Genomic DNA, 25015 nt, shown 5'->3' on the forward strand with positions numbered 1-25015 from the left:
GTTTCACGGTAGTCAACCTCCCGGTTGCGAAGGCGCTCGGCCTGGTGCTTCCAACGTCCGTTCTGAGCCGCGCAGACGAGGTGATTGAATGACATCTTGCTGATGAAGTTCACCAGACCTCATGTCTTGCGTCGGGGGTTGCTAGGATGGGTAGGTAGTCCGCTGCCCTTGGCGAGGTCGCGGACAGGTTTAAACGGTTTGGTAAGAATGGAGTCTTGATACTGGGACGGGCTTGGGGACTCACGGGGTCCCTTAGATGGAGCGTTCAGCGCGATCCAAACGAAAAGTAAGTCGAAAGCGCTGGGTTGTTTGTTACGGTAATTTTTCTATTGAATGTCGAGACGAAGATGGCGCGAAGAATTTGGCAGCCAAGCTCCGTAAGCGCCGATACCGTGTCACAGCCCGGACAGCCGATGGCGTCTCGCCTTCGTGGCGAGTAGAGCCAGACGAAATCGACGAGTGGATATCTTCACCCACGCGCCCTAGTCGTTCGCCGCGGGTTCGGCCTACGAAGAAACGATGATTTGCGAAACACTCGAGTTGGATCGCGGCTTCAGCACGTTGGTTTCGCCCGCGTCTAGTTCAACTTCGGACACACTCTAGCCCCGATTTGGCTGCTGGAATGCTGGCTCTCGCGACTCATCTGGAGTTGCAGCCAACTTGGGTCGAGATTGGTTCCGCAGGAGGAACGAGCGCTCCTGTAGCTATCCTGCGATCGGTCTTGCGTGTGATCCATCGCAAGGCCTGTGAAGGCCCCGGTCTTCCCCATTGGCTGGGGCCTTCCTTTTGCGCCAGATCACAAAAATATTGGCATCGCGGCGTCTGAGGAACGACTCTCCAAGGGAGAGATTGAAAAATCGGTCGAATCTGGACCTCCTCAAGGTCTCGCCATCCACCCGGAACGGCCCCACCGTCCGACGCGCGTTTGGCGATGGGCCGGTTTTCGTAGGTATTCACTCAACTCCCGCCGGCTCACAAAGTCGGCGGGGTTTTTGAGCTAGCCGTCTTGGCATCGGACTCCGAAGTTGTCGCAGGTGCGAGCGAAGGCATCTGTAGCATTTGCGTCTTCAAAGCAAAAAAGTGTGCCGACGTCGGCACGATCGATCCACCAGTCGACCTTGTTCGCCTTCGCAATGCGGGAAGCCTCTCCGCGCAGTAGGTCGAGCTGTCTTCCGGCGGCATGGACTATCAGGCAATTTTTCTTGGGCATATGTTTTGTCCTCAATAGGAAAGCTGAATTGATCGCCATCAAAAATGGAAAACTCATGGCCATGGGCTCGGCTCAATGCAGCCCGCAGATAAATCAACTGCTTAGCAGGATGCCCGCTCTCCCGCGTAGAGCGGGCATGAGGCGACGTTTTCGCAAACTACCTCAAATATCCCACCACCATCCGCGTTGTCTCGTCCACCAGCGTCCGCACCATCTTCTCCGAGAGCATCTCGGCCTGGTTCAGCACCGTGTTGTGCGCGACCGCCTCGATCGCACTGACGCAGATGAAGGTCGCCAGTCCCGGGTCGATCTTGCGCATCTCCTTGCGGCGGCTTTCGAGATAGGCGCGCACGAGGGTGTGGACCTCGCGGTTGAAGGCTTCGACGTCCTTGAGCTGGCCGGTGCGCGGGATCTGCTCGGCAAGCACCCGATGTAGTTTGGGATCGATACGGTGGGCTTCGATCGCGACGGTGACGAGGCGGCGCACGGCTTTGTCGATCGGCAGGTCGGCGACCTCGGTGAGGGCGGCACGGACGATGCCCATGATCTCCTCGTTGTGACGGTCGATCACGGCGGCGACGAGCGCCTCCTTGCTGGGAAAATACTGATAGAGCGAGCCGACGCTGACGCCGGCGATTTCGGCGATCCGGTTGGTGCTGGCTTTCTCAAAGCCTTCGCGGACCAGAATGCGAGCGGTTGCCTCGACCAGCGCGTCGACGGTGGCGCGCGATCGCGCTTGCAAGGCATTTTTCCGGGGTTTTGTCGGCGGTTTGCGCGCCATGGGCCTGCGATCCGAATGCGAGTAGGAAAAGCGAGCGAATGCTCGCATTATATCCGCATGTGGCGGCGGTCGACACAAGCCTTTTCGTCGCCCATACAGAGAGCCCGGTCTGGAGGAGACCTGACATGAGCGTTGCAAAGATCGCATCGGCCTTCCAGTTCTGTCCGGGCGGCCGGCTGTTGAGGATGCGGCCATCCGGCGATCCCGCGCCGAGCCTGCAGAGTCGTTGCTTCAACGCGCTGTTGCGGCAGCTTCCGTTCAAGAAGCACCTTGCCTCGGCCGAGGCCGTGCAGGCGCATGTGCAGAAACTCGCATTGCAGCCGGCCTCCTACGAGCCGACGGGTTTGGGCCGCGGCGTCGAGGTGACGTTGACCAAGATGGGCGGATGGCCGGTCTATTACACGGCGCCATCATCGGGCCATGAGGGCTGCAACCACGTCATGTTCCTGCACGGCGGTGGCTTCATCAACGAGATCGTGCCGGCGCATTGGCGCTTCGTCGGCCAGATGACGCGCAAGGCGCGCGTCGTCTGCGTCGTGCCGATCTATCCGCTTGCGCCGCATGCCACCGCCAAGGATCTCGTGCCGGCGACGGCCGAACTGTTGCGGATGCTGCTGGAGGATGTCGGGCCCGCAAAGGTCACGGCGGTCGGCAATTCCGCCGGCGCGGGACTGGCGCTCGCTGCCTGCCAGTGGCTGCGCGACCGCGGGCATCGGCAGCCGGGCCGGCTGATGCTGATCTCGCCGGCGGCCGATGCATCGGTCAGCCGTCCGGAGCAGGTCGAGATCGCAGGCCGCGATCCGATCCAGGACATTCCGGGGATCATTGAGGCGGGGCGGCTCTATGCCGGCGAGCTCGATGTCGGCCATCCCTTCGTCAGCCCGCTCAACGGCGCCTTCCGTTCGCTCGCGCCGATGACAATCTTCTCGGGCACGCGCGATCTGCTCTATCCCGATAGCGTCGATCTCGCGGAGCGCGCGAGGGCGGCGGGCGTGCCGGTCGAGCTGCATCTGCTCCGTGACCAGCCGCACAATTTCGCGCTGATGCCGACGCCGGAAGGGCGACAGGCGCGTGCGATCATTCTGCGTGCAGTGGCTTAAAGGGAAGGCGTGATCGTCGTCACAGGGGCGCGCCGCCGCAATGGGGTCTGGCGCTAGCGGTGCCCGCGCGGAGAGACCAGGCTACCTCCGGGGCGTTTCCTCATCCGTAGTCTTGCGGGGCCTTAGGCGTGGCCCTTGATCTCGTAGTGACCCGGCACGCATTTGTAGCGCTCGAGGCGCCAATTGGCGTGATAGATCGGATGCTCGCCCATCCATTTGGCAAGCGGGGCCTGTGCGCCGATCGCGCACTGCATCATCGACATCTCGGGCGTCATGTTGCTGTCGGTCACGATTTCCTCGATGCAACTGCCTGAGCTGGCTGCGCTCAGCCGGCAGAGCACGGCAACCACGGTCACGAACATTCCTGTCACCTCATCGGTAGTTTCAGACCACGAAGAGGATGCAAGCGGAGTGCCAGAGCCTGTGACACAAACAACACGCTGACCTAGCCGACTCGACCCAGCGTCCACCTCCATTTGGTGATTCGGATTGTAAAAAAATTGCCCCTAAACCGAAGCCGGGCAAATACGGGGAATCCCCAAGGAAAAGGGCGAGGAAGGATCGCAGGAATGAGCGATTGTGGGGGCAGCGCCGCGTGAACCGCCCCTTCACAAGGCCTGCGCAGCCGATAGGCTCGAAAGCGGACGGATACTCGTCAGGAGAGCGGGACCGCCACAGGACCAAAGGAAACGCGAGGGCAGACCATGAAGGCACGACCGACCGGCGTGATCCCGCCGATGACGACGCCGTTCCGGAAGGACGGCGAGATCGACCTTGGGCTCGTGGCGCCCCAGGTCGACTGGATGATCGGCGCCGGCGCGCATGGCGTCGCGGCCGGCGGCTCGACCGGCGAGGGCCACACGCTCGATCACGAGGAATATCGCGACCTGATGGCCGCGACGGTCGAGGCGGTGAAGGGACGCATTCCCGTGATCGCCGGCATCATCGTGGACTCCACGCGCGATGCGATCCGTCGCGGCAAGCTCGTGCGCGACATGAATGTCGCAGCGCTCCAGGTCACGCCGGTGCACTATCTGTTCAAGCCCGACGACGAGGCGATGGTCGCGCACTTCCGCGCCATGGCTGATGAGACCGGCATGCCCATCATCATCTACAACGTGGTGCCGTGGTCCTATCTGTCGCCGGCGCTGCTGGTGCGGATCATGACCGAGGTGCCGCTGGTGGTCGGCGTCAAGCAGAGCGCGGGCGATCTCAAGCTGTTCGCGGATCTCATGATGATGGCGCCGGACAAGCTGATCTACAGCGCGGTCGATGCCCTCATGTATCCGTCCTACACGCTCGGCGCCCATGGCTCGATCGCCGCGATCCTGACCGCGGCGCCGCATGCCTCCGTCGCGCTGTGGGATGCGGTGAAGGCGGGCGACCATCCGCGCGCGCTCGACCTGCACAAGAAGCTGTTGACGCTGTGGAACGCTGTTATCGCCGATAATCTGCCGGCCTGCACGCGTTACGCCCAGACGCTCCAGGGCTTGCCCAGGACCTATCCGCGCGCACCGATGCCGGAGGCCTCGCCGGCGCAGCAGGCCGCCACCCGCAAGGCGCTGGAGGCACTCGGCGCGTTGAACGGGGTGCGTGTCGAAGCGGCCGAATAGTCCGCCGGCCGAAATTATCGATGTCGAATGGCAGCGCCGATCCGCTTTTACCTGCGGATGCGGCGCTGCTACATTTTGCGCGCGCCGCGATGCGCGGCGCCAGCTGTGAAGAAACATACCGACAAGGGGAGGGACCGAAGTCCCATGAAGGATTTTGCAGGAAAGATCGCCGTCATCACCGGCGGCGGCACGGGGATGGGACGCGAGCTCGCGCGGCAGCTCGTCGCCGAGGGCTGCAATGTCGCGATGTGCGACGTCTCGGAGGCCGCGATGGCCGAGACCAAGCGGCTTTGCGAGGTCGAGAAGCTGCCGCAGGGCCTGCGGGTCACGACCCATGTCGCCGACGTCTCGATCGAGGACCATCTCAAGCGGTTTCGCGATGAGCTCGCCGAGCAGCAGAAGACCGACCGGATCCATCTCCTGTTCAACAATGCCGGCATCGGTGGCGGCGGCAGCCTGTTCACCAACACGCGCGAGCAGTGGGAGCGTACCTTCAACATCTGCTGGGGCGGCGTCTATCTCGGCGTGCGCACCTTCCTGCCGATGCTGGTGGCGGCGGACGAGGCCCACATCGTCAACACCGCGAGCGTCAACGGCTTCTGGGCCTCTATCGGCATGAACCAGGCGCACACCGCCTACAGTTCGGCCAAGTTCGCGGTGAAAGGATTTACCGAAGCGCTGATCAACGACCTTCGCCTGCACGCGCCGCACGTCAAATGCTCGGTGGTGATGCCCGGCCATATCGGCACCTCGATCGTCTCCAATTCGCGCAAGGTGCAGAGCGCCGACGGGTCGGAGCGGCTCAATGCCGACGAGGTCGCGCTGACCCGCAAGCGCATGGTCGCGGCTGGCGTGCCGGATGCTGAAAAGATGTCGGACGAGGACATCCAGGCTGCGTTCGCCGAACGCGCCCGCAGCTTCCTCGAGGACGCACCGACGACGGCCGCGCAGGCCGCGAAGATCATCCTCGACGGGGTCAAGGCGGACCGGTGGCGCATTCTTGTGGGCGAAGACGCAAAGCGCCTTGACGAACGCGTGCGCGCAACGCCGGAGCAGGCCTATGACCGCGCCTTCTATGAAAGCTTTACGCAGGAAGTTGGCTGGCGGCTCGGTTGATTCGGTTTGGCTGAGACTGTCAACGAACGTCCGCGTATGTAGGTATGACGATCATCATGGCAAGAGGTGCGGACGTATTATTACACAGGTAATTTACATGTTACGCAGGTAACTTTACGTGCCACCTCTTGCCACTTTTCGACGCCTTATGACGATTTGGAATGTCACGCATGCGACATGCTCCGTCGTTCAAGCAATGTTCAAGCGATGGTGATGTGAAACGGGTCTCATTCGGCGCACGGCAGCTTGGTTGGTGAACCAAAATAGTTTAGTCGATCAGGGGTAACGCCATCATAAAGCGTAGCTCCGATGATACCCGCATGCCTCTCCGACGACTGGATCCTCTGCCCGGAGAGAGAGGATATTTCCGCTGAATTCACGCGGCTCCTCACCGCGGCGCAGGAGGGTGGCGCCACCATCGCAGAATGCCTGATGATCGCGCGGCAGCTCAAGCAGGGCGGCGAGCAGTCCTGGCACCGCGAATGGAAGCGGCTGGCGCAAGCCAACCGGCAGCGTGCCGAGGCGGCGTTCGCGGAAGGCCACATGGCGACCGCGCAGCGCAACTGGCTGCGGGCGATGAACTACTACGGCGCGGCCGCGATGCCGCTGGACCAGGCCGACGAGCGCCGCTGGGTCGCGGTGCTCGCCATGCAGGAATGCGCGCGCCGCTTCCTCACCGCGCGCGGTCCGGCTGGCGAGGTCGTCACGATTCCCTGGGCCGATGACGGACACGTTTTGCAAGGCTATTTCCTGCCTGCGTCCCCGGCCGGCAAGCGGGCTCCGACCGTGATCTGCATCGGCGAGCCCGGACACCGCAAGGAAGAATTCCTGTTCAAGCTCGCGCCGCATGCGCGCGAACGCGGACTGTCGATGCTCGCGCTGGACCTGCTCGGCGACCAGCGTGACGACTATACCGATACGCTCCTGCAGCGCCGCGACCTCGAGAGCTCGATTGCCAGCGTCATGGATTATCTGGAGACGCGCCGCGACGTCGATTTCGATCGCGTCGCCATCGTGGCCGACGGGTGGGGCTCTTCCTTCGTCGCGCGCGCGGTGTTGCAGGAGCCGAGGCTCGCCGCGGCCGTCTGCGACGGCGGTCTGTGGGACCTGCACGAACGATCCTTCTTCGCCAGCCGCTTTGCGATGAGCGACCTCAGCATCGTCCCGGTGCCGTCGGCGCCGTTGATGGCCTCGAGCGCCGACTGTCCGGTGCTGATCACACTCGGCGAGGACGGCTGGCTCAAGGCCGACCGGGCGCGCCAGATCGTGCAGAAGTCGCGACTCGGCAGCTCCGACATCGTGCTGAAGGTGTTCACCGCGCAGGAGACCGGCGCGGCACAGGCCCACGCGGACAATCCCAGCCTTGCCAACGAATACATCTTCGACTGGCTGGAATCGCAACTGGGCGCCACGGGGCGGCGGATCTGAACGCCGCCTGCTGTCCTAAAGCGCGATGAGATTGGGATGAATCGTCATCGCGCTTTAGGTTGTTGCTTGGGCATGATCTTTTCGGAAAACCGCTTCGCACTTTTCCGGATCATGCTTTAGTAGTCGAGGGATATCCTGACGCAGGCCTTTTCGAGCCGGGTCTTCAGCGTCGCGAGCTTGCCGGTGAATTCGGTCAGTTCGTTCTCGTCGAATTCCTGGAAGACGAATTCGCGGATCGTTTTGTACTGCTCGTTGAGGCTTGCGATGTGCTTCTGCGTCTTCTCGACCAGCGACAGCCGCACCACGCGGGCGTCGGTCGGCGAGGGCCGCCGCCGCAGCAGGCCCTTCTTCTCCAGCAGCTTGGACTGGGTGGTGACGAAGGACGGATCGACGTGGAGCAGCTTGGAGACCACGTTGACGGGCACGCCGTCGTCCTTGTCGAGGTCGGAGATCGCCATCAGGATCAGCCATTGCGGACCGCTGATGCCCAGCGTTCTCGCCCAGAACTGACGCAACTCCTCCAGATACATGTTGATCGACGAAATTTCCCAGGTGAAACGCCTGATGATATCGAGATTGCCGATGGAGCGGAGGCGCGCCCCTTCCTTCCTGGTCGCTGACACAGCGTCACTCCCGTGATCTGATTCTTTTCCGGCCGGTGTCTTGCACGGCCATAGTCCACGCAAGTCTGCCCTGACGCAAGTGCAGAGCAGGGTAATTTTGTCACTAAAACTACAAAGATGATCAGCTCAGCATATTCCCTCACTCGCGGTGTTGCGCGCGGGGCACAGGTTTAGTGAAACAACAAAGCTGACTAAATAAACTATTTTGATTAGCGGAACGGCGCAGGCATATTGGCCCGTGACGGTGGGGGGTACTCAATCGTCCCGTTGCAGGTGGTTCGCTCACGTCCCTCGCGTCGATGCGGGTGTGTCCAAAAGCGCGAAGCGGCCGAGCGGATTTGAAAAGACGGGGATCTGGGGGGCCTCACGGTCCGGTCTCCGTAAAATGAGCAACTTGGAGGTTTTATATGAAAGTGGTGAAGAGCCTTTTGCTCGGCACTGCGGCGGGTCTGATCGCCGTCGGCGGAGCACAAGCGGCCGATCTTCCGGTCAAGGCCAAGGCGGTCGAGTACGTCAAGATCTGCTCGCTCTACGGCGCGGGCTTCTACTACATCCCGGGCACCGACACCTGCATCAAGCTCGGCGGCTATCTGCGTGCTGAAGTCGCGCTCAATGCCGGCGGCAACTACAGCGCCGCCTACAACGGTGTTTCCGGCGCGAACAACCGCCTGTCGAACTACTATTTGGCGCGCGCTCGCGAGGACCTCAACATCGATACCCGTACCGCGACTGAGTACGGGGTGGTTCGCACTTACTTTGACGCGGTGTTCACCTGGACGACCGATAACTATACGGGAAGCGGCTCGGCAACAGGCGCGACCGTTTACTCGCAACTCGGAAGCACGGGCGTGTCTGCGCCGAACAACGCAAGCTCGGGCACGATCTCGGGTGGTACGCTCGGCGTCTACTATGCGTTCATCCAGTTCGCCGGCTTCACCATGGGTAAGTCCGTGTCGCAGTTCGACGCGCCCTGGACCAACTATCCCGGCAACAACTTCGACCAGCTCGTCGGTGGCAGCGGCTCCGTGAACGGCGTCGCCCAGTTCACCTACACGGCCGATTTCGGCCAGGGCGTGACCGCGACCGTTTCGGCGCAGGACCAGACCCAGTTCTTCACGACCAACATCTGGAACACCGCCGGCATGTCCACCAGCGGCGTCCTCGGCGGTGCTTACGGCTCGAACGATATCGGCGGCACTAGGTCGCCCGACATCGTCGGCATGGTTCGTGTCGACCAGGCCTGGGGCCTGTTCCAGGCGTCGGTGGCTGCGCACGACAACCACGTCGCCTACTACGGCGCGTCCGAAGTCACCGGTCATCCGGAAGACAAGTGGGGCTGGGCCGTTCAGCTAGCTCTGCAGATCAAGAACATCCCGACCGGTGCTGGCGACGTGATCAACATCTCGGGCGTCTATACCGACGGCGCGAGCCGCTACAACTTCCAGTCGCTGGCGGCGACCAGCTACTCGATGTTCGGCGGTTCGGGCAGCGCGTATCAGAGCATCGGCTTTGCCGGCGTGTCTGACGCGGTGTTCGGTCCCAACGGCCAGCTCGAGCTGACCAAGACCTACGGTTTCCGTGGTGCCTACACCCACAACTGGAACCCGTACTGGAATACGGCGCTCTACGGCGCGTGGGCTGCGGTCAACTACAGCGGCACGGCGAAGGGCCTGATCTGCGGCAGCGCTGCGTTCGCCTCGCTGACCGGCACCTGCAACCCGGACTTCAACATCGGCCAGATCGGCGTCATCACCCGCTGGACGCCGGTCAAGAACCTGACCTTCTCGGCTGACTTCGTCTACAGCCACCTCGACCAGAAGTACTCGGGCGTGATCACCACCCCGGCGCTGGCGTCGGTTGCCAAGCCTGCGGCAACCTACGAGCTGAAGGACCAGGACACCTACAGCCTGCTGCTGCGCGCCCAGCGCAACTGGTAAGCTGAAGACCGTTCCGATCTGATAGAGCCCCGGCGGGAAACCGCCGGGGCTTTTTCATGAAAGCGGCCTTCGGAAAATCCGGCAACACGTTGCAAACGACGAAGACGAGCTATGCGAATCGATCGCCCTCAAACTTATTTACTTACCTGAGTTGATCAGCTATCTTGTTTTCAGCCGATTACGAAAGTCACGGCTCTTAGCTTCATGCTAAGCCTCCAGAAACCTCCGGTGATGCCCCGCCGGAGGTTTTTCGTTTTGGGATTTTCCTTCAGCCGCGCATCACACGGGCGCGCGAGTTCGGCCGGTAGGCGAGGCGGCTGTGGCCGACGCAGTAGGACTGGCCGTCGGGCGCGGTATTGCCGCAGAAGCAGAAGTCGTCTGCGCCCGGCGTCGAGATCGGCCAGCGGCAGCGATTCTCGGCGAGCTCCAGCAGCGAGCAGCGGTTGGCATCGTCGATCGGACCCGCGACCACAGGTGTGTCGGTGTCGCCGTAGATCGTGGCGAGCATCTCATATTGCAGCCGCGGTACGGCTCTCGTCCCGCGCCGCGGCGCGAGGCTCCGCTCGAGCTTGCGCTCGTCGCTCGTCCTGCCGCGCGTGAGATTGAGCCGGGACAGCTTGCCGATCACCGCGTTGCGGCTGACGCCGATGTCGGCAGCGATCTCGCTGCAGGTGAGGCCGGCCTCGAAGTGCTGCTTCAGAAGCTCAATTCGTTCGTTGGTCCAAGTCGGTGAAGAAGCAGTCGGTGAAGAAGTTGGTGAGAGAACAGGCATTGTAACGGTCCCAGGTTGCAGATGTCGGCCATCCGCCTCTCGAGATCCGTCCGCCTCACGTCCGGCGCGCCCTCACGTTCTGCCGTTGTCGCGAATCGACAAAAGGCCGTCCTTGATGGCGAGACGGATGCCTTCCTCGATCAGAGTGCGTGCGACGCCGGGAACGCTGGTGCCGTGGGTGCCCTGTCTCACCAGTTTTTCCAGATAGGTGATGGTCGAGAGCGCCAAGGTTACGGGAATGCGGTCAGTCTCGGCTTTTTCGGTGGCCATGGCCGAACGCTAGCCTCTTACTCGGGTACATAAAAGTAACGATTAAGACTCTATTTAGGTTCAGGGGTGGGAGTCAAATCCGGGCGAGACCGGTGTTTCAGCTCATTGGAATCACTCGGGAAATCAGGCGCAGCGCCACGCGCCGCGCGGGATGCCGAGCGGCGGCGGAGTGGAGACGGGTCCGAGCAGGCGGGTGCGGCTAGCCGTGCACGATCGCCTTTTCGATCATGCAATGGATGCCCTTGCAGCCGTTGACGGTCTGCGTCACCCGCAGGTCGGCGGCTAGGCTGCACAGCGTGTAGGCGTCCTCGCGCGACAGGTTTCGCGTCTCGCCGAGCAGCACGATCATGTCGCGCAGCGCGCGCACCACGCACTGGTCGAGGTCGGGGTCCATGGCCATGGTCATGTAATGCGTCGCCGTCTCCGCGCGGGGATAGTCGAACCTGAGGTCCTTGCGCAGCGTCAGGCGGAAACGGCCCTGAAGCGCGGTCTCGATCGCGGTGACGCAGACCTCGCCGTCGCCCTGCACACCATGGCCGTCGCCGCAGGAGAACATCGCGCCCGGGACGAACACCGGCAAATAGAGCGTCGCACCGGCCCCGAGTTCCTTGTTGTCGAGATTGCCGCCCATTGCGCGCGGCACAAGCGAGGAGATGCGGCCCCAGGCCGATGGTGGCGAGACGCCCATCACGCCGAAGAACGGCTTGAGCGGCAGATCGAGGCCCCAGGGCATGCGGCCGACCATCCGCGACCGGTCGAGCGGGATGTTCAGGATGCGCGTTTCGTGGAAATCGTCGGGCAGGGTGCCGGACAGCGGCTTGATCATGTTCCAGCCCCAATCCTGCCGGAGCTGGACGTCGAGGATCTCGACCGCCAGCACGTCGCCGGGCTCGGCGCCCTCGACTGCGATCGGGCCGGTGAGGATGTGGCCGGGCAGCATGCGCTCGTTTTTGGCGTGAACCTCGAACATCTCCGGCGGAATGTGAAATTTGGTGCGGTCGGGCAGCATGTCGGGCCCGCCGCTGATGGTGTCGACCGTCACCTCATCGCCGCTTTTGACGGTGAGGACCGGTTTGAGCGCGGCTTCGAAGAAGCCCCAATGGCAGGTCTCGGGGCTTGAATGCAGGTGGTGATGGGTCATTGGCCGCGTCCAATCGGTTTCATCAGAACTCGTCATGAGAACCTGTTATGCCCGGGCTTGACCCGGCGATCGATCCTCTTTCAAGAAGATTTCTGAAGATGGACGGGCCGGTCAAGCCCGGCACGATCATTCCAGCGAGGCTCCCCTGTATTTCGTTCTTTCCAAGACCCTCGGCACCGCTCTGCTGCCGATCAATCTCCTGATCGAGCTCGGAATCCTGTCGCTGCTGCTGATGGCGACGCGGTTTGCTGCGGTCGGCCGCAAGCTTGCCGTGACTACGCTGGTGCTGCTTGCGCTGATCGCGTTCTCGCCGATCGGCAATCTTCTGCTCTATCCGCTGGAGTCGCGTTTCCCGGCGTGGGACCCGTCGCGGGGCGCCCCCGACGGCATCATCGTGCTCGGCGGCTCGATCGACACCGATCTGTCGGCGGCGCATCGCACGCCCGTGGTTGCGCACGCGGCCGATCGCATGCTGGCGCCGGCCGACCTCGCGCGGCGCTATCCGAACGCGCGTATCGTCTTCACCGGCGGCTCGGCGAACCTGGTCGCGACGGAGGCGAGGGAGGCCGACTACACCGCGCCGATCCTGGAAAGCCTGGGCATACCGAAGGAGCGCCTGATCCTCGAGCGCGACTCCCGCAACACCTGGGAGAACGCGATCTTCACAAAGCAGCTGGTGACGCCGAAGCCGGGCGAACGCTGGCTTCTGGTCACGTCGGCTTTCCACATGCCGCGCGCGATGGGCATCTTCCGCAAGGCCGGGTTCGATGTCGAAGCCTATCCGGTGGATTGGCGGATGGGCGGGCGCGACGGGCTCTTCGCCTTCACCCGCAATGGGGCCGATGGGCTCGGCAAGACCGATGTCGCCGTGCGCGAATGGATCGGCCTTTTGGCGTATCGCATCATGGGGCGGACCGGCGAGTTGCTTCCGGGACCGGGCAAGGACTAAAACGGGAGCCGCAAAACAAGAACAGAGTACCGGCGCGCGATCGTCGGTCGGGAGGACGCCATGCAACAGCAGAGCGCAGACAGGATCGATCTTGCCGGGCTCGTCGCCGACCTCAACAGCCTGCTGCGGCTGAAGACGACGGTGATCGGCATGAAGCTGTTCGCGCGTGCCGCCGACATGGAGGCGATCCCGAAAATCCGGCGGCCGAACGCGGTCCACACCACCGACCAGATCGTTAGCATGGCTGCACGTCTGGGCTGGACGGTCGGCATCACCGCCGACGATCTTGTCGGTGCGCAGTGTCGCGCCGTGATCGGGCTTGCGCCGCAGGACGAAAAATGGCTCGCCGGCGAAAACTATGTCGGGGTCTGGCACGGCACCGCCGAGGACGCGCGCAAGCGCCAGGAGGCGCTGGACGTGGTTCCATTCGGGCAGTATCAGGCGCTTGCGGTCAGTCCGCTCGCGAGCGGGCGGCTCGATCCGCCCGACATCTGCCTGGTCTATGCGACGCCGGGGCAGATGATCATCCTGATCAACGGGCTGCAATATACCGGCTACAAGAAGTTCGAATGGGGGGTGGTCGGTGAGACCGCCTGCGCGGATTCCTGGGGGCGGGCGCTGAAAACCGGCGAGCCCAGCCTGTCCTTGCCATGCTATGCCGAACGGCGCTATGGCGGCGTGCCGGACGAGGAGATGCTGATGGCCTTGAAGCCCTCGCATCTCGCCAAGGCGATCGAGGGCATGAAGGCGCTGGCCAAGAACGGCCTGCGCTATCCGATTCCGCCTTATGGGATTCAAAGCGACGTCCGCGCCGGCATGGGCGTGAGTTACGCGAAGAAGTAAAGGTCGACCATGAGCTCAGCGAAATTCGACATCGTCGTCTACGGTGCGACCGGTTTCACCGGCCAGCTCGTCGCCGAATATCTGACTCAGCATTACAAGGGCGACCACGCGCTCAAATGGGCGATGGCAGGCCGTAGCCTCGGCAAGCTCAAGTCAGTACGCGATGCGATCGGCGCGCCCGGGAATACGCCGCTGATTGTCGCGGATGCATCGGACGCGGCCTCGCTGAAGGCGATGGCGGAGCAGACGATGTCGGTGATCACCACCGTCGGCCCGTATCAGCTCTATGGCGAGGAGCTGTTAGCTGCCTGCGTTGCTACTGGCACCGATTATTTCGATCTCTGCGGCGAGCCGATCTGGATGCGGCAGATGATCGACAAGTACGAGGCGGCAGCGAAAGAGAGCGGTGCGCGTATCGTGTTTTCATGCGGTTTCGATTCCGTGCCGTTCGAGCTCGGTGCGTTTGTCGTGCAGGAAGAGGCCAAGCGCGTGTTCGGCGCTCCGGCTTCGCGTGTGAAAGGCCGCGTGCGCGACATGCGCGGCTCGCTCTCGGGCGGCACCGCGGCGAGCGCGAAGGCGACCTTCGATGCGGTCGCAAAGGACATCAGCCTGATCGCGATCCTGAACGATCCGTTCGCGTTGACGCCAGGCTTCACCGGCCCGAAGCAGCCGAAGGGCAACAGGTCGCTGCTCGAGGAGGACCTGCAATCCTGGGCCGCGCCGTTCATGATGGCACTGATCAACACGCGCAATGTCCACCGCTCCAACATGCTGATGGGCTTTCCCTACGGCCAGGACTTCGTCTACGACGAGATGGTTCTGACGGGTCCCGGCGAGAAGGGCGAAGCCAACGCGCAGCGCGTGGTGGCAGCCAACGCCGAGAAGACCGGTCCGAACGCGCCGAAGCCGGGCGAGGGGCCGTCGAAGGAAGAGCGGGAGACCGGCCGCTTCGACCTGCTCTATGTCGCGATCGCGCCCGACGGCCGCATGGTTCGCGCCGGCGTCACCGGCGACCGCGATCCCGGCTACGGCTCGACCTCGAAGATGATCTCCGAATGCGCGATGTGCCTGTTGCGCGATGTGACAGACGTCCCGGCCGGATTCTGGACGCCGGGCGCGGCGATGCGGCACAAGCTGATCAAGCGGCTGCGGGACAATGCCGGGCTGACGTTCGGAGTGGAAGCATAAGGTCCACGGCTCCCAAGGAAGCGTGATCCGTGTCCACGAAGTTCGACATCGTCGTCTACGGCGCAACGGGATACACCGGCCAGCTCGTCGCCGAATATCTCGCTGCAAGCTACGCCGGTGACGGCGCGCCGACATGGGCGATGGCCGGGCGCAGCAGGGACAAGCTCGCCTCCGTTCGCGATGCGATCGGCGCACCCGCTGATACGCCGCTGATCGTGGCGGACGCAGCTGATCCTGCGTCGTTGCGCGCGATGGTCGATCAGGCGAAGCTGGTGGTCACAACGGTCGGTCCCTACCAGCTCTACGGCTCCGATCTGCTTGCCGCCTGCGTCGCGTCGGGCACCGACTATATGGATCTCTGCGGCGAGCCGATCTGGCTGAAGCAGATGATCGACAAGCATGAGACGGCAGCCAGGGCGAGCGGTGCGCGCATCATGTTCTCCTGCGGCTTCGATTCCATCCCGTTCGAGCTCGGTGCGTTCTTCGTGCAGGAGGAAGCCCGTCGCGTGTTCGGAGCGCCGGCGCCGCGCGTCAAGGGGCGCGTCCGCGACCTCAGCTGGAAGTTCTCCGGCGGCACCTCGGCGAGCGCGAGGGTCACCTTCGAAGCAGTCGCGCAGGATCTCAGCCTGGTGTCGATCCTCAAGGACCCCTTCGCATTCACGCCCGGCTTCGAGGGGCCGAAACAGCCGCGCGGCAACAAGCCCGTTTTCGAGGAAGACCTGCAATCCTGGTCCGCCCCGTTTGCTATGGCGACGCTGAACACGCGCAACGTCCATCGCTCCAACATGCTGATGGGATTCCCGTATGGCCGGGATTTCGTCTACGACGAGATGGTGCTGACGGGGACGGGGGACGAAGGGCAGGCCAACGCGAAGCTCGTCATGGCCGCCAATAGCGAAAAGACTGGCCCCAAAGCGCTCAAGCCCGGCGACGGGCCATCGAAGGAAGAGCGCGACAACGGTCATTACGACGTGCTCTATGTCGCGATCGCGCCCGACGGCCGTCAGGTTCGCGCGGCGGTGAAGGGCGATCTCGATCCCGGCTATGCCTCAACGGCGAAGATGGTTTCCGAATGCGCGATCTGCCTGTTGCGCGACACGCCTGATGTCCCGGCCGGTCTCTGGACGCCGGGCGCAGCGATGCAGCACAAGCTGATCAGGCGGCTGCGGGAGAATGCAGGGCTGAGGTTCGAGGTGGAGGGGTAGGCGGCTTTTGCGTGCTTAAATGACGGTGTCGTCGCCCGGCTTGACCGGGCGACCCAGTATTCCAGAGACAGTGTTGTTGAATCGAGAGGCGGCGGCGTACTGGATCGCCCGCCTTCGCGGGCGATGACAGTGAGATTGCCGCTACGCCGCCCGCGCATCATACGCGTACATGAACTCCATGCTCTTCGATCCCAGCGGCAACAGCCATTTCATCATCTGATTGCGGACCCATGCACCGGTGGCGCTGAACTCGTGCTTGCTGTTGCCGTTGCGGCGCGCCATCGCGACGATCTTTTCGGTGCGCGGGCGCCGCTCGGCCTCGAAGGCCTGGAAGGTGGCGCCGAGCTCCTGGCCCTCCTGCATCAGCCGCGCGAGCCGCATCGCATCCTCGAGTGCGAGCGAAGCGCCCTGGCCCGCGTGGGGGCTGGTCGCATGCGCGGCATCGCCGATCAGCAGCGAGCGCTTGCGCGACCAGGTCGGCAAGGTCGCGACGTCGAGCGTGTCGGTGACCACGATGTTCTCGGCCGCGTCGATGATGTCGGGGATCGGATCGTGCCAGCCGTGATGGAAGCCGCGCAGATGCTGTTTCAGCGTCGCGGGGTCGAGCGCGCGGAACATCGTCGCGTCCATGCCGTGCGCGGGCTGTGTGCTCCACCACATCACGCCGTCGTTCGGATCCGGGCTGCAATAGCCGTAACCGAAGAAGCCGCTCTTGCCGAACGTGGTCTCGACGTGCCGGCCGATCGGCCTTCCATCGAGGACGGCGTGCGGCACGAAGCCGCCGAACCCGATCAGCCCGGTGTCGAACGGTTGCGGACCGTCCGGCACGACCTGGCGGCGCACGACCGAGTGCACGCCGTCGGCGCCGATCAGGAAGTCGCCTTCTGCCGTGGTGCCGTCGGAGAAGTAGGCGATGATCGGCTGGTCGCCGCGGTCCTCGATCTTGATCAGGCGCTTCTCGAAATAGAGCGAGACGCAGGCGCACCAGGCCTTGTCGATCAGGATTTCGTTCAGCGTGGCGCGGCAGACGTTCACTGCCGGCTGGCCGAAGCGCCGCGCCATGTCACGGTTGATCGAGCCGAGCCGTTCGCCGCTCTGCGAATAGAAGTCGAAGGATTCGGCGATCGAGCCGCGGCTGATCAGCTCGTTCGCGAGCCCGATCTCGTCCAGCACATGCATGCCGTTCGGTGCGATCTGGAGGCCGCCGCCGATACCTTTCGAATAAGGCCAGGCCTCGTAGATCGCGGATTCGATGCCAGCGCGGCGCAGCAGGATCGCGGTGACGGGCCCGGCGATACCGGCGCCGATGATCAGGGCCTTGCGGGGACGGTTGGACATGGCTTGCTCCCGACGTTTCCGTGGTGCTAGGAGAAATTACGGTTGCTAAATCTCTTAGTAGCTAAGATATATATCGACTAAGATATGAGGTCGGCCTTGTCAAGGACGAAGGCGCGCGCGGCGCTGTTGCAGGAGCTCGAGGAGGCGATGCGGCGGTCGTCCGCGCAGGGCGTGCTCTATGGCCAAACGGTTGCGAACGTTGCCGGAATTGCCAATTCCGACCTCGAATGCATGGACATTCTCTATCTGGAGGGCCGCGTTACCGCGGGCCGGCTCGCCGAGGTCACGGGGCTGACGACGGGTGCCATCACCGGCGTGGTAGACCGGCTCGAGAAGGCCGGGCTGGTGCGCCGCGAGCGGGACGAGCAAGACCGCCGCAAGGTCTTCATTTCCGTCGTGCCGGAGACTGCGATGAAGATCGGCCAGCTCTATGTGCCGATGCAGCAGGCGATGGAGAAGGTGTTCGGCGCCTATTCCGACGAAGAGCTGCGCCTGCTGCTGCGCTTCGCGACCGAGGGTTACAAGGGCGTGCTCGCGGCAACCGAGGCGCTGAAGGGACTTCTCGATACGCCGCCGGAAAAGCGGCCCGATCTCAAGCTGAAGAAACTTCGTCGCTAGAGCGTTTTCGAGCGAAGTGGATACCGGTTCGCGTCAAGAAAACGCGTCAAAACAGAAAGCCAGACATTACCGTTCCGATTCCATCGGAACGGTAATGTCCTTGATCTTGTAAGCCTGCGCAGCCGCGATCATGCCCCACATCGCGCCCAGCATCATCCAGAAGTGCCGCCAGTGGTCGGTGTCGATCACGAAGCTCTCGCCGACGGTGCCGACGAAGGCGGAGAAGATCGCGAGATAAGCGCGCTGCCAGGGCACACGGACGAAGATGTGCCGGATACCCATGATCACGGTGGTGAAGACCAGCGCGGGATAGCACACGCCGGAGAGCCAGCCGCCGGACATGAAGGCGTTGAGGTAGGAGTTGTGGGTGTCCTCGGGGAAGTAGCGGTGGAATTGCAGGGGGCCGATGCCGAATGGTAGGTCGAGCGCCATCTCCGCGCCGAGGATGTGCCGGCCGAACCGGCCGAAGCGGCCTTCGTCATAGCTCTGGTCGAAGCTTGCGCGCTGCTTGAACATCTCGGCGGTGGAATCGAATGACAGCAGCACCGCGATCAGCGCGAGGCCCAGCACCGCGGCGACGATCGCCATGACGACGATGCGCGAGCGCTGCGCGTTGGTGCGGCTGGTCAGCACCATCAGCGCCAACATGAAGGCGGAGGTCAGCACCAGTCCGCCCCAGGCGGCCCGGGAGAACGCGAGCAGGATCGCCAGCGACATGATGCCGAAGGCGATGACGTTGCGGAACGCCTTGGCAAACTTGTCGGAGACCACGCTCTGGAGCGCGAACAGCGCCGGCAGGATCAGGAAGGCGCCGAGCACGTTCGGATCCTTGAACGTGCCGCGCGCGCGCCCGTAGAGTGTGAGGAGATCGTCTCCGCCGGGAACCAGATGGAAGTAGCCGGCGACCGCCGACAGCGAGGCGACCATCGCGCCGACCACGAGGCCGCGGCGGAGCATGTCGAGCCGGGCCGCGGTGTCTTCCGAGGTGACCATCGCGAAGAACACGACGGTGACCGCCATGTACCAGGAGGTCGCAATCCAGCTCGCCACCTCGGACTGTTCGAACAGCGGGACCGCGCTGATCGTGTAGCCGACATTGAGCAGGACCAGCATCAGGATCAGCGGCATCAGCACGAGCCGCAGGCGCAGGCCGGTCGCGAAGAAGGTGACCGCGGCCAGCAGCGTCACGATCTCGTAGGGGCTCGGCTCGATGAATACGATGGCTCCGGAGGCGCCGGCCAGCCACACCAGCGCGCGCTGGATGGCCAGCACGCCGGGCGCAGCGCGAACCGCTGCATTCATCTCCCCGGCTGTTGCCGCATACGCCATCACACGCTCACGCTATACGCCACAAACAAGCTGTCATCGCCTGGCTTGACCGGGCGATCCAGTATTCCGCGGCGCGCGTTGCAGAAGACGGCCGGCGCTGCGGAATACTGGATGCCCCGGTCGAGCCGGGGCATGACGGAAACTCAATACGCGTTCTCGTTCTTGGTCAGCAGCGAGACCGGCGTCTTCAGGAGAATGACGAGGTCGAACAGCACCGACCAGTTCTCGATGTAGTAGAGGTCGAATTCGACGCGCTTCTGGATCTTCTCTTCATTGTCGATCTCGCCGCGCCAGCCGTTGATCTGGGCCCAGCCGGTGATACCGGGCTTGACGCGGTGACGAGCGAAATAGCCGTCGACGGCTTCGTCGAAAAGGCGGCTCTGGAGCTTGCCCTGCACCGCATGCGGACGCGGGCCGACCAGGGACAAATTGCCTGAGAACACCACGTTGAAGAGCTGCGGCAGCTCGTCGAGGCTGGTCTTGCGGATGAAGCGGCCGACGCGGGTGACGCGTGGATCGTTCTTGGTCACGACCTTGGAGGCGGTCGGGTCGGCCTGATGGTGGTACATCGAGCGGAATTTGTAGACGTCGATACGCTCGTTGTTGAAGCCGAAGCGCTTCTGACGGAACAGCGCTGGGCCGGGGCTGTCGAGCTTCACCGCCAGCGCCACCAGTCCCATCACCGGCAGGGCTGCGAGCAGCGCGAGGCCACCGACGATGCGGTCGAACAGCCACTTCATCACCAGGTCCCAGTCGGTGATCGGCGCCTCGAACACGTCGAGCGTCGGCACCTCGCCGAGGTAGGAATAGGAGCGGGGACGGAAACGCAGCTTGTTGGTGTGCGCGGAGAGCCGGATGTCGACAGGCAGCACCCAGAGCTTCTTCAACATCTCCAGGATGCGCGTCTCCGCCGAGATCGGCAGCGCGAACAGCACGAGATCGACCCGGGTGCGGCGGGCGAATTCGACGATGTCGTCGACCTTGCCGAGCTTGCGCGCGCCGGCGCAGGTGTCGAGCGCGCGACTGTCGTTGCGGTCGTCGAACACGCCGAGCACGTGGATGTCGGAATCCTCCTGGGCATTCAGCGCCTCGACCAGTTGCTCGCCGTTGCTGTCGGAGCCGACGACGATGGTGCGGCGGTCGAGCCGGCCCTGGCGTGCCCAGGCGCGCACCAGCGAGCGCAGCACCAGACGTTGGGAGATGAGCGCGGCGAGCCCGAGGAAGTAGAAGGCGGCAAGCCACAGCCGCGACATTTCGCTGCCGAACTTGGCGAAGAAGGATACGCCGATGAACAGCAGGAAGACGAACGACCAGGAGGAGATCATCCGCGTCATCTGCCGGAGCTGACCGCGGAACAGCTGCACCTGATAGATGTCGGCGGCCTGGAAGCAGACCACGGCGGCGACCGCGACGGCGATGATCTGCGCGGGATAAACCCAGCTGAAGGAACCGGCGAGCGGCATGACATAGCCGACATAGAGCGCGATGCCGACGAGGCTCAGCAGGGCGAAATCGGCCAAGCGGACGAAGCCGGTGATCACGATCGGCGAATAGGCGCGGGCGACCTTCTGGTTGACGACGTCGAGCGCAGCGGGCGAGAGCCGGCGGCGGCGCTCCACAAACGGTTGGTCAGCTGGCTTCGCCGCGGCGCCTGTCGCGGCGTCGAGCATCGAGCGTGCGTTGAGCGGTTCCACGGGCGTCCACGTCCATTCCAAAAAACCCGCAGGTCGCAGCATTGCGCCCCGGGCGAGCATCCCCTGGCACGTCGATTATCGGACAAATCGGAAGATTCTCTAAAGCGGTCTTAAGGATGGTTAATGATTGGCAAATGCGTCGCGATAACCCGCGAGCACGCCGTCAACCATCGCCTGCTGGGAGAAATGCGCGGAGATGCGCTCGCGCAAGGCGACCGCACGCTGCGCGGTTCCTTGCGGATCGTCGAGTGCGGCCGCGATCGCTTCGGCCATGGCCTCGGCGTTGCTCGGCGCAAACAGCGCCGGGCTGTCATGCCCAAAAATCTCGGGGATGCCGCCGACGCGGGCCGCGATCATGGGAATGCCGGCAGCTCCAGCCTCGATCACGACGTACGGCATGGAATCGCCGCGCGAGGGCACGACCAGCAGCCGCCCCTTGGAGAAGCCGTAGCGCGCCTTGACGTGACCGATGAAGCGGATGGCGCTGGAGAGGCCGAGCCTGTCGACCTGCGCCTTCAGCGCCGCCGTCTCCTCGCCGTCGCCGCCGAGCGTGAGCGTGACCTTCTTGCCGCCCTCGTGCAGGCGCGCCACCGCATCGACGAGCAAATCCGCACCCTTGATGTGCCTGAACTCGCCGACATAGGCGAGATCGGTGGCATCGTCGGCGATGCTAACTGGCTCGAATTCTTCCGGTGTCACGCCATTGAAGACGCAATGCACCACGCCCTTGGGCGTGCCGACGATGCGCTGATAGGTGTCGCGCGCAAACGCGCTCTCGAACAGGAACAGGTCCGTCGCGTCCATCAGCGTGCGTTCGAGCCGCGCGTAAAACTCGCCCTTGAAGGTGTTGAGGGGATAGTGCAGCGAGCCGCCATGCGGGGTGTAGATGCGGATGGTGTCGTTGGATCGCCGCCGCATGCGGACGAAGGCGCCGGCCTTGGCTCCGTGGCCGTGCGTGACGTCGGGTTTGAGCGCGGCGATCAGGCGCCGCATCCGCAGCCACACCAGAAAATCGTCAGGCGACGGTTCGCGACGGATCGCCAGCCGGTGCACGCCGAGCTTCAGCCGCGGTGCGAGCTCGGCCAGCGCCTTGTCCGCGCGCTCACCACCGGTGAGGCTGTCGGCGAGAATCCCGACGTGATGACCGCGATCGACCTGACCGTTGGCGAGATCGAGGATGTGGCGGAAGATGCCGCCCACGGGAGCGCGCACGGCGTGCAGGATGCGGAGCGGCCGGTCGGGAGAGGGGGGCATGATCAGAACCAGCGCTCGACGGCGAATGCTCGAACAATTCTCGAAATATCGAGATGGATTAAGAGCCCTCGTGGTTAACAAACGGTGTCGGCGCGGTGCGCGCCGGTCGCGGCAGGGCGCGATTAACCCAGCAGCAACCTTAATGGAGTGTAATCGCCCCGGTTGAGGTAGAGTCGCAGCGTTGCCCTGCGGGAGTGTTCGATGCGTTTAGCGTTCTGGCGTGCCGGCAAGGACAAGGCGGTGGTCGAGCCGGCTATTTCGAAGCCCAAGGCCGAAGCCAAATCGACCGAAGCCGCGCCCAAGATTGAAGCAGAGCTTGCGCCCGTTGCTGCGAAGCAGGCACAAGCCGAATCCGGCGACATCGATTTGCACGCGCTCGGCGCGGTGCTCGCCCGCAAGCGCGGCTGGATCATCGTGCCGACGGTGCTCGCGCTCGTCGCGTCGATCGCCGCCGTCAATCTCGTCACTCCGCGTTACAAGTCGGAATCCCGCATCCTGATCGACGGCCGCGAGAACGTGTTCTTGCGGCCGAGCAGCGACCGCAGCACCGAAGAGCGGCAGTCGCTCGATCCCGAGGCGGTGACCAGCCAGGTGCAACTCGTGCTGTCGCGCGATCTCGCGCGTGAGATCATCAGGAAGAACAAGCTCGCGGAGCGCCCCGAATTCGATCCAGTGCTGCAAGGCATTTCGCCGCTGAAGTCGCTCGCGGCGCTGATCGGCATCGGCCGCGATCCGTTTTCGATGACGCCGGAAGAGCGGGTGCTGGATGCCTATTACGAGCGGCTCCAGGCCTACGCCGTCGACAAGTCGCGCGTGATCGTGGTCGAATTCCAGTCCGCCGATCCCGACCTTGCCGCGCGCGTCGCCAATTCGATCGCCGACGGCTATCTCGTGCTCCAGCAGAATGCGCGCCAGGATCAGGCCCGCAGCGCCAGCCAGTGGCTTTCGGGCGAAATCGAAAATCTGCGCAAGAAAGTCTCCGACGCCGAAGCCAAGGTCGAGGACTTCCGTTCCAAGTCGTCGCTGTTCGTCGGCACCAACAACACCACGCTCTCGAACCAGCAGATGGGCGAGGTCAATACCCAGCTCAACAACGCACGCTCGATGAAGGCGGATGCTGAATCCAGGGCGCGGCTGATCAAAGAGATGCTCCAGAGCGGCAAGCCGATCGAGGCGTCCGAGGTGGTGAACTCCGAACTGATGCGGCGGCTGTCGGAGCAGCGGGTGACGTTGCGGGCGCAGCTTGCCGAACAGTCATCGACGCTGCTCGGCAATCACCCGCGGATCAAGGAGCTGAAGGCGCAGCTTGGCGACCTCGACAACCAGATTCGCGACGAAGCGGCCAAGATCTCGCGCTCGTTCGAAAGCGATGCGCGGATCGCCAGTGGCCGGGTCGACGGCCTGACGGCGAGCCTCGATCAGCTCAAGAAGCAGGCGACCTCGACCAACGGTCAGGACGTCCAGCTCCGCGCGCTCGAGCGCGAAGCCAAGGCCCAGCGCGACCTGCTCGAGACGTATCTTGGGAAGTATCGCGAGGCCAGCACCCGCGAGAGCATCGATACGGCGCCGGCGGAGGGCCGCATCATCTCGCGCGCCATCGTCTCGAATACGCCGGCCTATCCGAAGAAGCTGCCGATCGTGCTGATCGCGACGATCGCGACGCTGCTGCTCTCGTCCGGCGTCGTCGTCACCGGCGAGCTGCTGCGCCAGACCGCGCCGCGTGCGGTGGCCGTGTTCACGCCCGCGCAGACGCAGGCACCGGTGCGCCGAGAGCCGGTGGTCGAGCCGGTAGTCCAGCCGGTGGCCGAGCCGATGCTCGATCCGGTTGTGGAAGACCTTACGCCGCTTCAGCCCGAGATGACGGCCGATGCCGACGTCACTGAATTCGCCGAGATCGAGCATCTGGCCGACAGCCTGCGCGCTGCGGGACCGGCGGCGAAGAAGGTCACGGTGCTCGGCACCGCGGCCGGCGAAGCCATCACGCTGTCGACGCTGACGCTGGCCCGGCACCTGGCGCGCGATGCGCGCGTCGTTGTGGTCGATCTCGCCGCATCCTCGCCGACCATCGCCGCGGTGTCCGTCGATGCTTCGGCTCCCGGCCTCGCCGAGCTGATGCAGGGCGAGGCCTCGTTCGCGCAAATCATCACCCGCGACAAGCTCTCGCGGCTGCACCTGGTCATGGCCGGCCGTCCCGGCTTCGACCGCAGCCTGCTGCAATCGCCGCGGGTGACGCTCGCGATCGATGCGCTGCTCCGCGCCTACGACCACGTGCTGGTGGACGCCGGCAGCGCCTCGGACCTCCCAGCGGAACTCTTGACGGCGCATGCCCGCGCCGTCGTGGTGCCCGATGCCTTGATGGCGCCGGATGCCCGCACGCTGATGTGCGAGCAGCTGAAGGCGGTCGGCTTCAGTGAGGTGACGATGCTGAGCAGGCCGGTGCAGCCGTCGGACGCGGCCGAAGCACCGCGCGTGGTCGCGGCGTGATCTCTCTTCCCTCTCCCCTTGCGGGAGAGGGTGGCTCGTCGCGTAGCGGCGAGACGGGTGAGGGGTATCTCTCCGCGAGTCTCATGGCCGTTTAAATTTGCGGAGACATACCCCTCATCCGG

At 63.9% G+C, this 25015-nt stretch carries 22 protein-coding genes; 11 read left to right on the top strand and 11 right to left on the bottom strand.

Annotation, left to right across the window (positions count from 1 at the left end):
* Positions 1-997: 997 nt before the first annotated feature.
* The gene (locus AB7290_RS18360) at positions 998-1273 is read right to left on the bottom strand and encodes a hypothetical protein (RefSeq protein ID WP_223154006.1); all 276 of its coding nucleotides are present in this window, start codon (positions 1271-1273) and stop codon (positions 998-1000) included.
* Positions 1274-1367: 94 nt separating this feature from the next.
* Positions 1368-1952, bottom strand: a complete 585-nt coding sequence (locus AB7290_RS18365; RefSeq protein WP_223154007.1) for a TetR/AcrR family transcriptional regulator — start codon at positions 1950-1952, stop codon at positions 1368-1370.
* A 164-nt stretch (positions 1953-2116) separates the two neighbouring features.
* Here AB7290_RS18365 and AB7290_RS18370 point away from each other — a divergent pair, with 164 nt between their 5' ends.
* Positions 2117-3091 (top strand): alpha/beta hydrolase fold domain-containing protein, encoded by a 975-nt coding sequence (locus AB7290_RS18370; protein WP_085400759.1) that lies wholly within the window; start codon positions 2117-2119, stop codon positions 3089-3091.
* A 122-nt stretch (positions 3092-3213) separates the two neighbouring features.
* On the opposite strand, the gene AB7290_RS18375 is transcribed toward AB7290_RS18370, so the two are convergent.
* On the bottom strand, positions 3214-3453 hold the full coding sequence (locus tag AB7290_RS18375; protein WP_028152628.1) for a hypothetical protein: 240 nt from the start codon (positions 3451-3453) through the stop codon (positions 3214-3216).
* Between the two features lie 342 nt (positions 3454-3795).
* On the opposite strand from AB7290_RS18375, the gene AB7290_RS18380 reads away from it, so the two are divergent.
* From AB7290_RS18380 to AB7290_RS18390, 3 genes are all read left to right on the top strand, one after another.
* The gene (locus AB7290_RS18380; protein ID WP_028152627.1) at positions 3796-4704 is read left to right on the top strand and encodes a dihydrodipicolinate synthase family protein; all 909 of its coding nucleotides are present in this window, start codon (positions 3796-3798) and stop codon (positions 4702-4704) included.
* A gap of 144 nt (positions 4705-4848) precedes the next feature.
* Complete coding sequence (locus AB7290_RS18385; protein ID WP_085400777.1) at positions 4849-5820, top strand: SDR family NAD(P)-dependent oxidoreductase; 972 nt, start codon at positions 4849-4851, stop codon at positions 5818-5820.
* 309 nt (positions 5821-6129) lie between these two features.
* Positions 6130-7248: an alpha/beta hydrolase family protein gene (locus AB7290_RS18390; protein WP_085400757.1), complete on the top strand. Its 1119-nt coding sequence runs from the start codon at positions 6130-6132 to the stop codon at positions 7246-7248.
* A 116-nt stretch (positions 7249-7364) separates the two neighbouring features.
* Here the strand turns inward: AB7290_RS18390 and AB7290_RS18395 are convergent, their stop codons facing one another.
* On the bottom strand, positions 7365-7871 hold the full coding sequence (locus AB7290_RS18395) for a MarR family winged helix-turn-helix transcriptional regulator (RefSeq protein ID WP_028152624.1): 507 nt from the start codon (positions 7869-7871) through the stop codon (positions 7365-7367).
* A gap of 407 nt (positions 7872-8278) precedes the next feature.
* On the opposite strand from AB7290_RS18395, the gene AB7290_RS18400 reads away from it, so the two are divergent.
* On the top strand, positions 8279-9808 hold the full coding sequence (locus AB7290_RS18400) for a porin (RefSeq protein ID WP_063982925.1): 1530 nt from the start codon (positions 8279-8281) through the stop codon (positions 9806-9808).
* 268 nt (positions 9809-10076) lie between these two features.
* On the opposite strand, the gene AB7290_RS18405 is transcribed toward AB7290_RS18400, so the two are convergent.
* The 3 genes from AB7290_RS18405 to AB7290_RS18415 form a co-directional block, all read right to left on the bottom strand.
* Positions 10077-10580, bottom strand: a complete 504-nt coding sequence (locus tag AB7290_RS18405) for a GcrA family cell cycle regulator (protein WP_063982926.1) — start codon at positions 10578-10580, stop codon at positions 10077-10079.
* 72 nt (positions 10581-10652) lie between these two features.
* Positions 10653-10850, bottom strand: a complete 198-nt coding sequence (locus AB7290_RS18410; RefSeq protein ID WP_007603456.1) for a hypothetical protein — start codon at positions 10848-10850, stop codon at positions 10653-10655.
* 199 nt (positions 10851-11049) lie between these two features.
* A complete protein-coding gene (locus AB7290_RS18415) occupies positions 11050-11991 on the bottom strand; it encodes an acetamidase/formamidase family protein (RefSeq protein WP_085400755.1) in 942 nt (313 codons plus the stop codon).
* Between the two features lie 232 nt (positions 11992-12223).
* Between AB7290_RS18415 and AB7290_RS18420 the strand changes: the two genes are divergently transcribed.
* From AB7290_RS18420 to AB7290_RS18435, 4 genes are read left to right on the top strand one after another with little or no spacing between them, the layout of a single operon-like run.
* Positions 12224-12940 carry a YdcF family protein gene (locus AB7290_RS18420; protein WP_245344054.1) on the top strand — a complete coding sequence of 239 codons (717 nt, stop codon included), beginning with the start codon at positions 12224-12226 and terminating at the stop codon, positions 12938-12940.
* Positions 12941-13000: 60 nt separating this feature from the next.
* Entirely contained in the window at positions 13001-13783 is a 783-nt protein-coding gene (locus AB7290_RS18425; RefSeq protein WP_028152619.1) for a DUF169 domain-containing protein, read from the top strand.
* 9 nt (positions 13784-13792) lie between these two features.
* Positions 13793-14971 carry a saccharopine dehydrogenase family protein gene (locus tag AB7290_RS18430; RefSeq protein WP_085400752.1) on the top strand — a complete coding sequence of 393 codons (1179 nt, stop codon included), beginning with the start codon at positions 13793-13795 and terminating at the stop codon, positions 14969-14971.
* Positions 14972-15000: 29 nt separating this feature from the next.
* Positions 15001-16176, top strand: a complete 1176-nt coding sequence (locus tag AB7290_RS18435; RefSeq protein WP_085400750.1) for a saccharopine dehydrogenase family protein — start codon at positions 15001-15003, stop codon at positions 16174-16176.
* A gap of 141 nt (positions 16177-16317) precedes the next feature.
* Here the strand turns inward: AB7290_RS18435 and AB7290_RS18440 are convergent, their stop codons facing one another.
* Positions 16318-17514 carry an FAD-dependent monooxygenase gene (locus AB7290_RS18440; RefSeq protein WP_085400749.1) on the bottom strand — a complete coding sequence of 399 codons (1197 nt, stop codon included), beginning with the start codon at positions 17512-17514 and terminating at the stop codon, positions 16318-16320.
* Positions 17515-17661: 147 nt separating this feature from the next.
* Here AB7290_RS18440 and AB7290_RS18445 point away from each other — a divergent pair, with 147 nt between their 5' ends.
* On the top strand, positions 17662-18132 hold the full coding sequence (locus tag AB7290_RS18445; RefSeq protein ID WP_063986329.1) for a MarR family transcriptional regulator: 471 nt from the start codon (positions 17662-17664) through the stop codon (positions 18130-18132).
* Between the two features lie 66 nt (positions 18133-18198).
* Here AB7290_RS18445 and AB7290_RS18450 read toward each other — a convergent pair whose 3' ends face one another.
* The 3 genes from AB7290_RS18450 to AB7290_RS18460 all read right to left on the bottom strand — a co-directional run bounded on the left by AB7290_RS18450 (position 18199) and on the right by AB7290_RS18460 (position 22409).
* Entirely contained in the window at positions 18199-19461 is a 1263-nt protein-coding gene (locus AB7290_RS18450; RefSeq protein WP_085400747.1) for an O-antigen ligase family protein, read from the bottom strand.
* A 143-nt stretch (positions 19462-19604) separates the two neighbouring features.
* Positions 19605-21155: an undecaprenyl-phosphate glucose phosphotransferase gene (locus tag AB7290_RS18455; RefSeq protein WP_063982934.1), complete on the bottom strand. Its 1551-nt coding sequence runs from the start codon at positions 21153-21155 to the stop codon at positions 19605-19607.
* A 120-nt stretch (positions 21156-21275) separates the two neighbouring features.
* Complete coding sequence (locus AB7290_RS18460) at positions 21276-22409, bottom strand: glycosyltransferase family 4 protein (protein WP_085400745.1); 1134 nt, start codon at positions 22407-22409, stop codon at positions 21276-21278.
* Positions 22410-22610: 201 nt separating this feature from the next.
* On the opposite strand from AB7290_RS18460, the gene AB7290_RS18465 reads away from it, so the two are divergent.
* Entirely contained in the window at positions 22611-24893 is a 2283-nt protein-coding gene (locus tag AB7290_RS18465) for a GumC family protein (protein ID WP_085400744.1), read from the top strand.
* Positions 24894-25015 lie beyond the last annotated feature (122 nt).

Source organism: Bradyrhizobium sp. 613_E4_N2_2, assembly GCF_052075995.1.
Lineage (GTDB): Bacteria > Pseudomonadota > Alphaproteobacteria > Rhizobiales > Xanthobacteraceae > Bradyrhizobium > Bradyrhizobium barranii.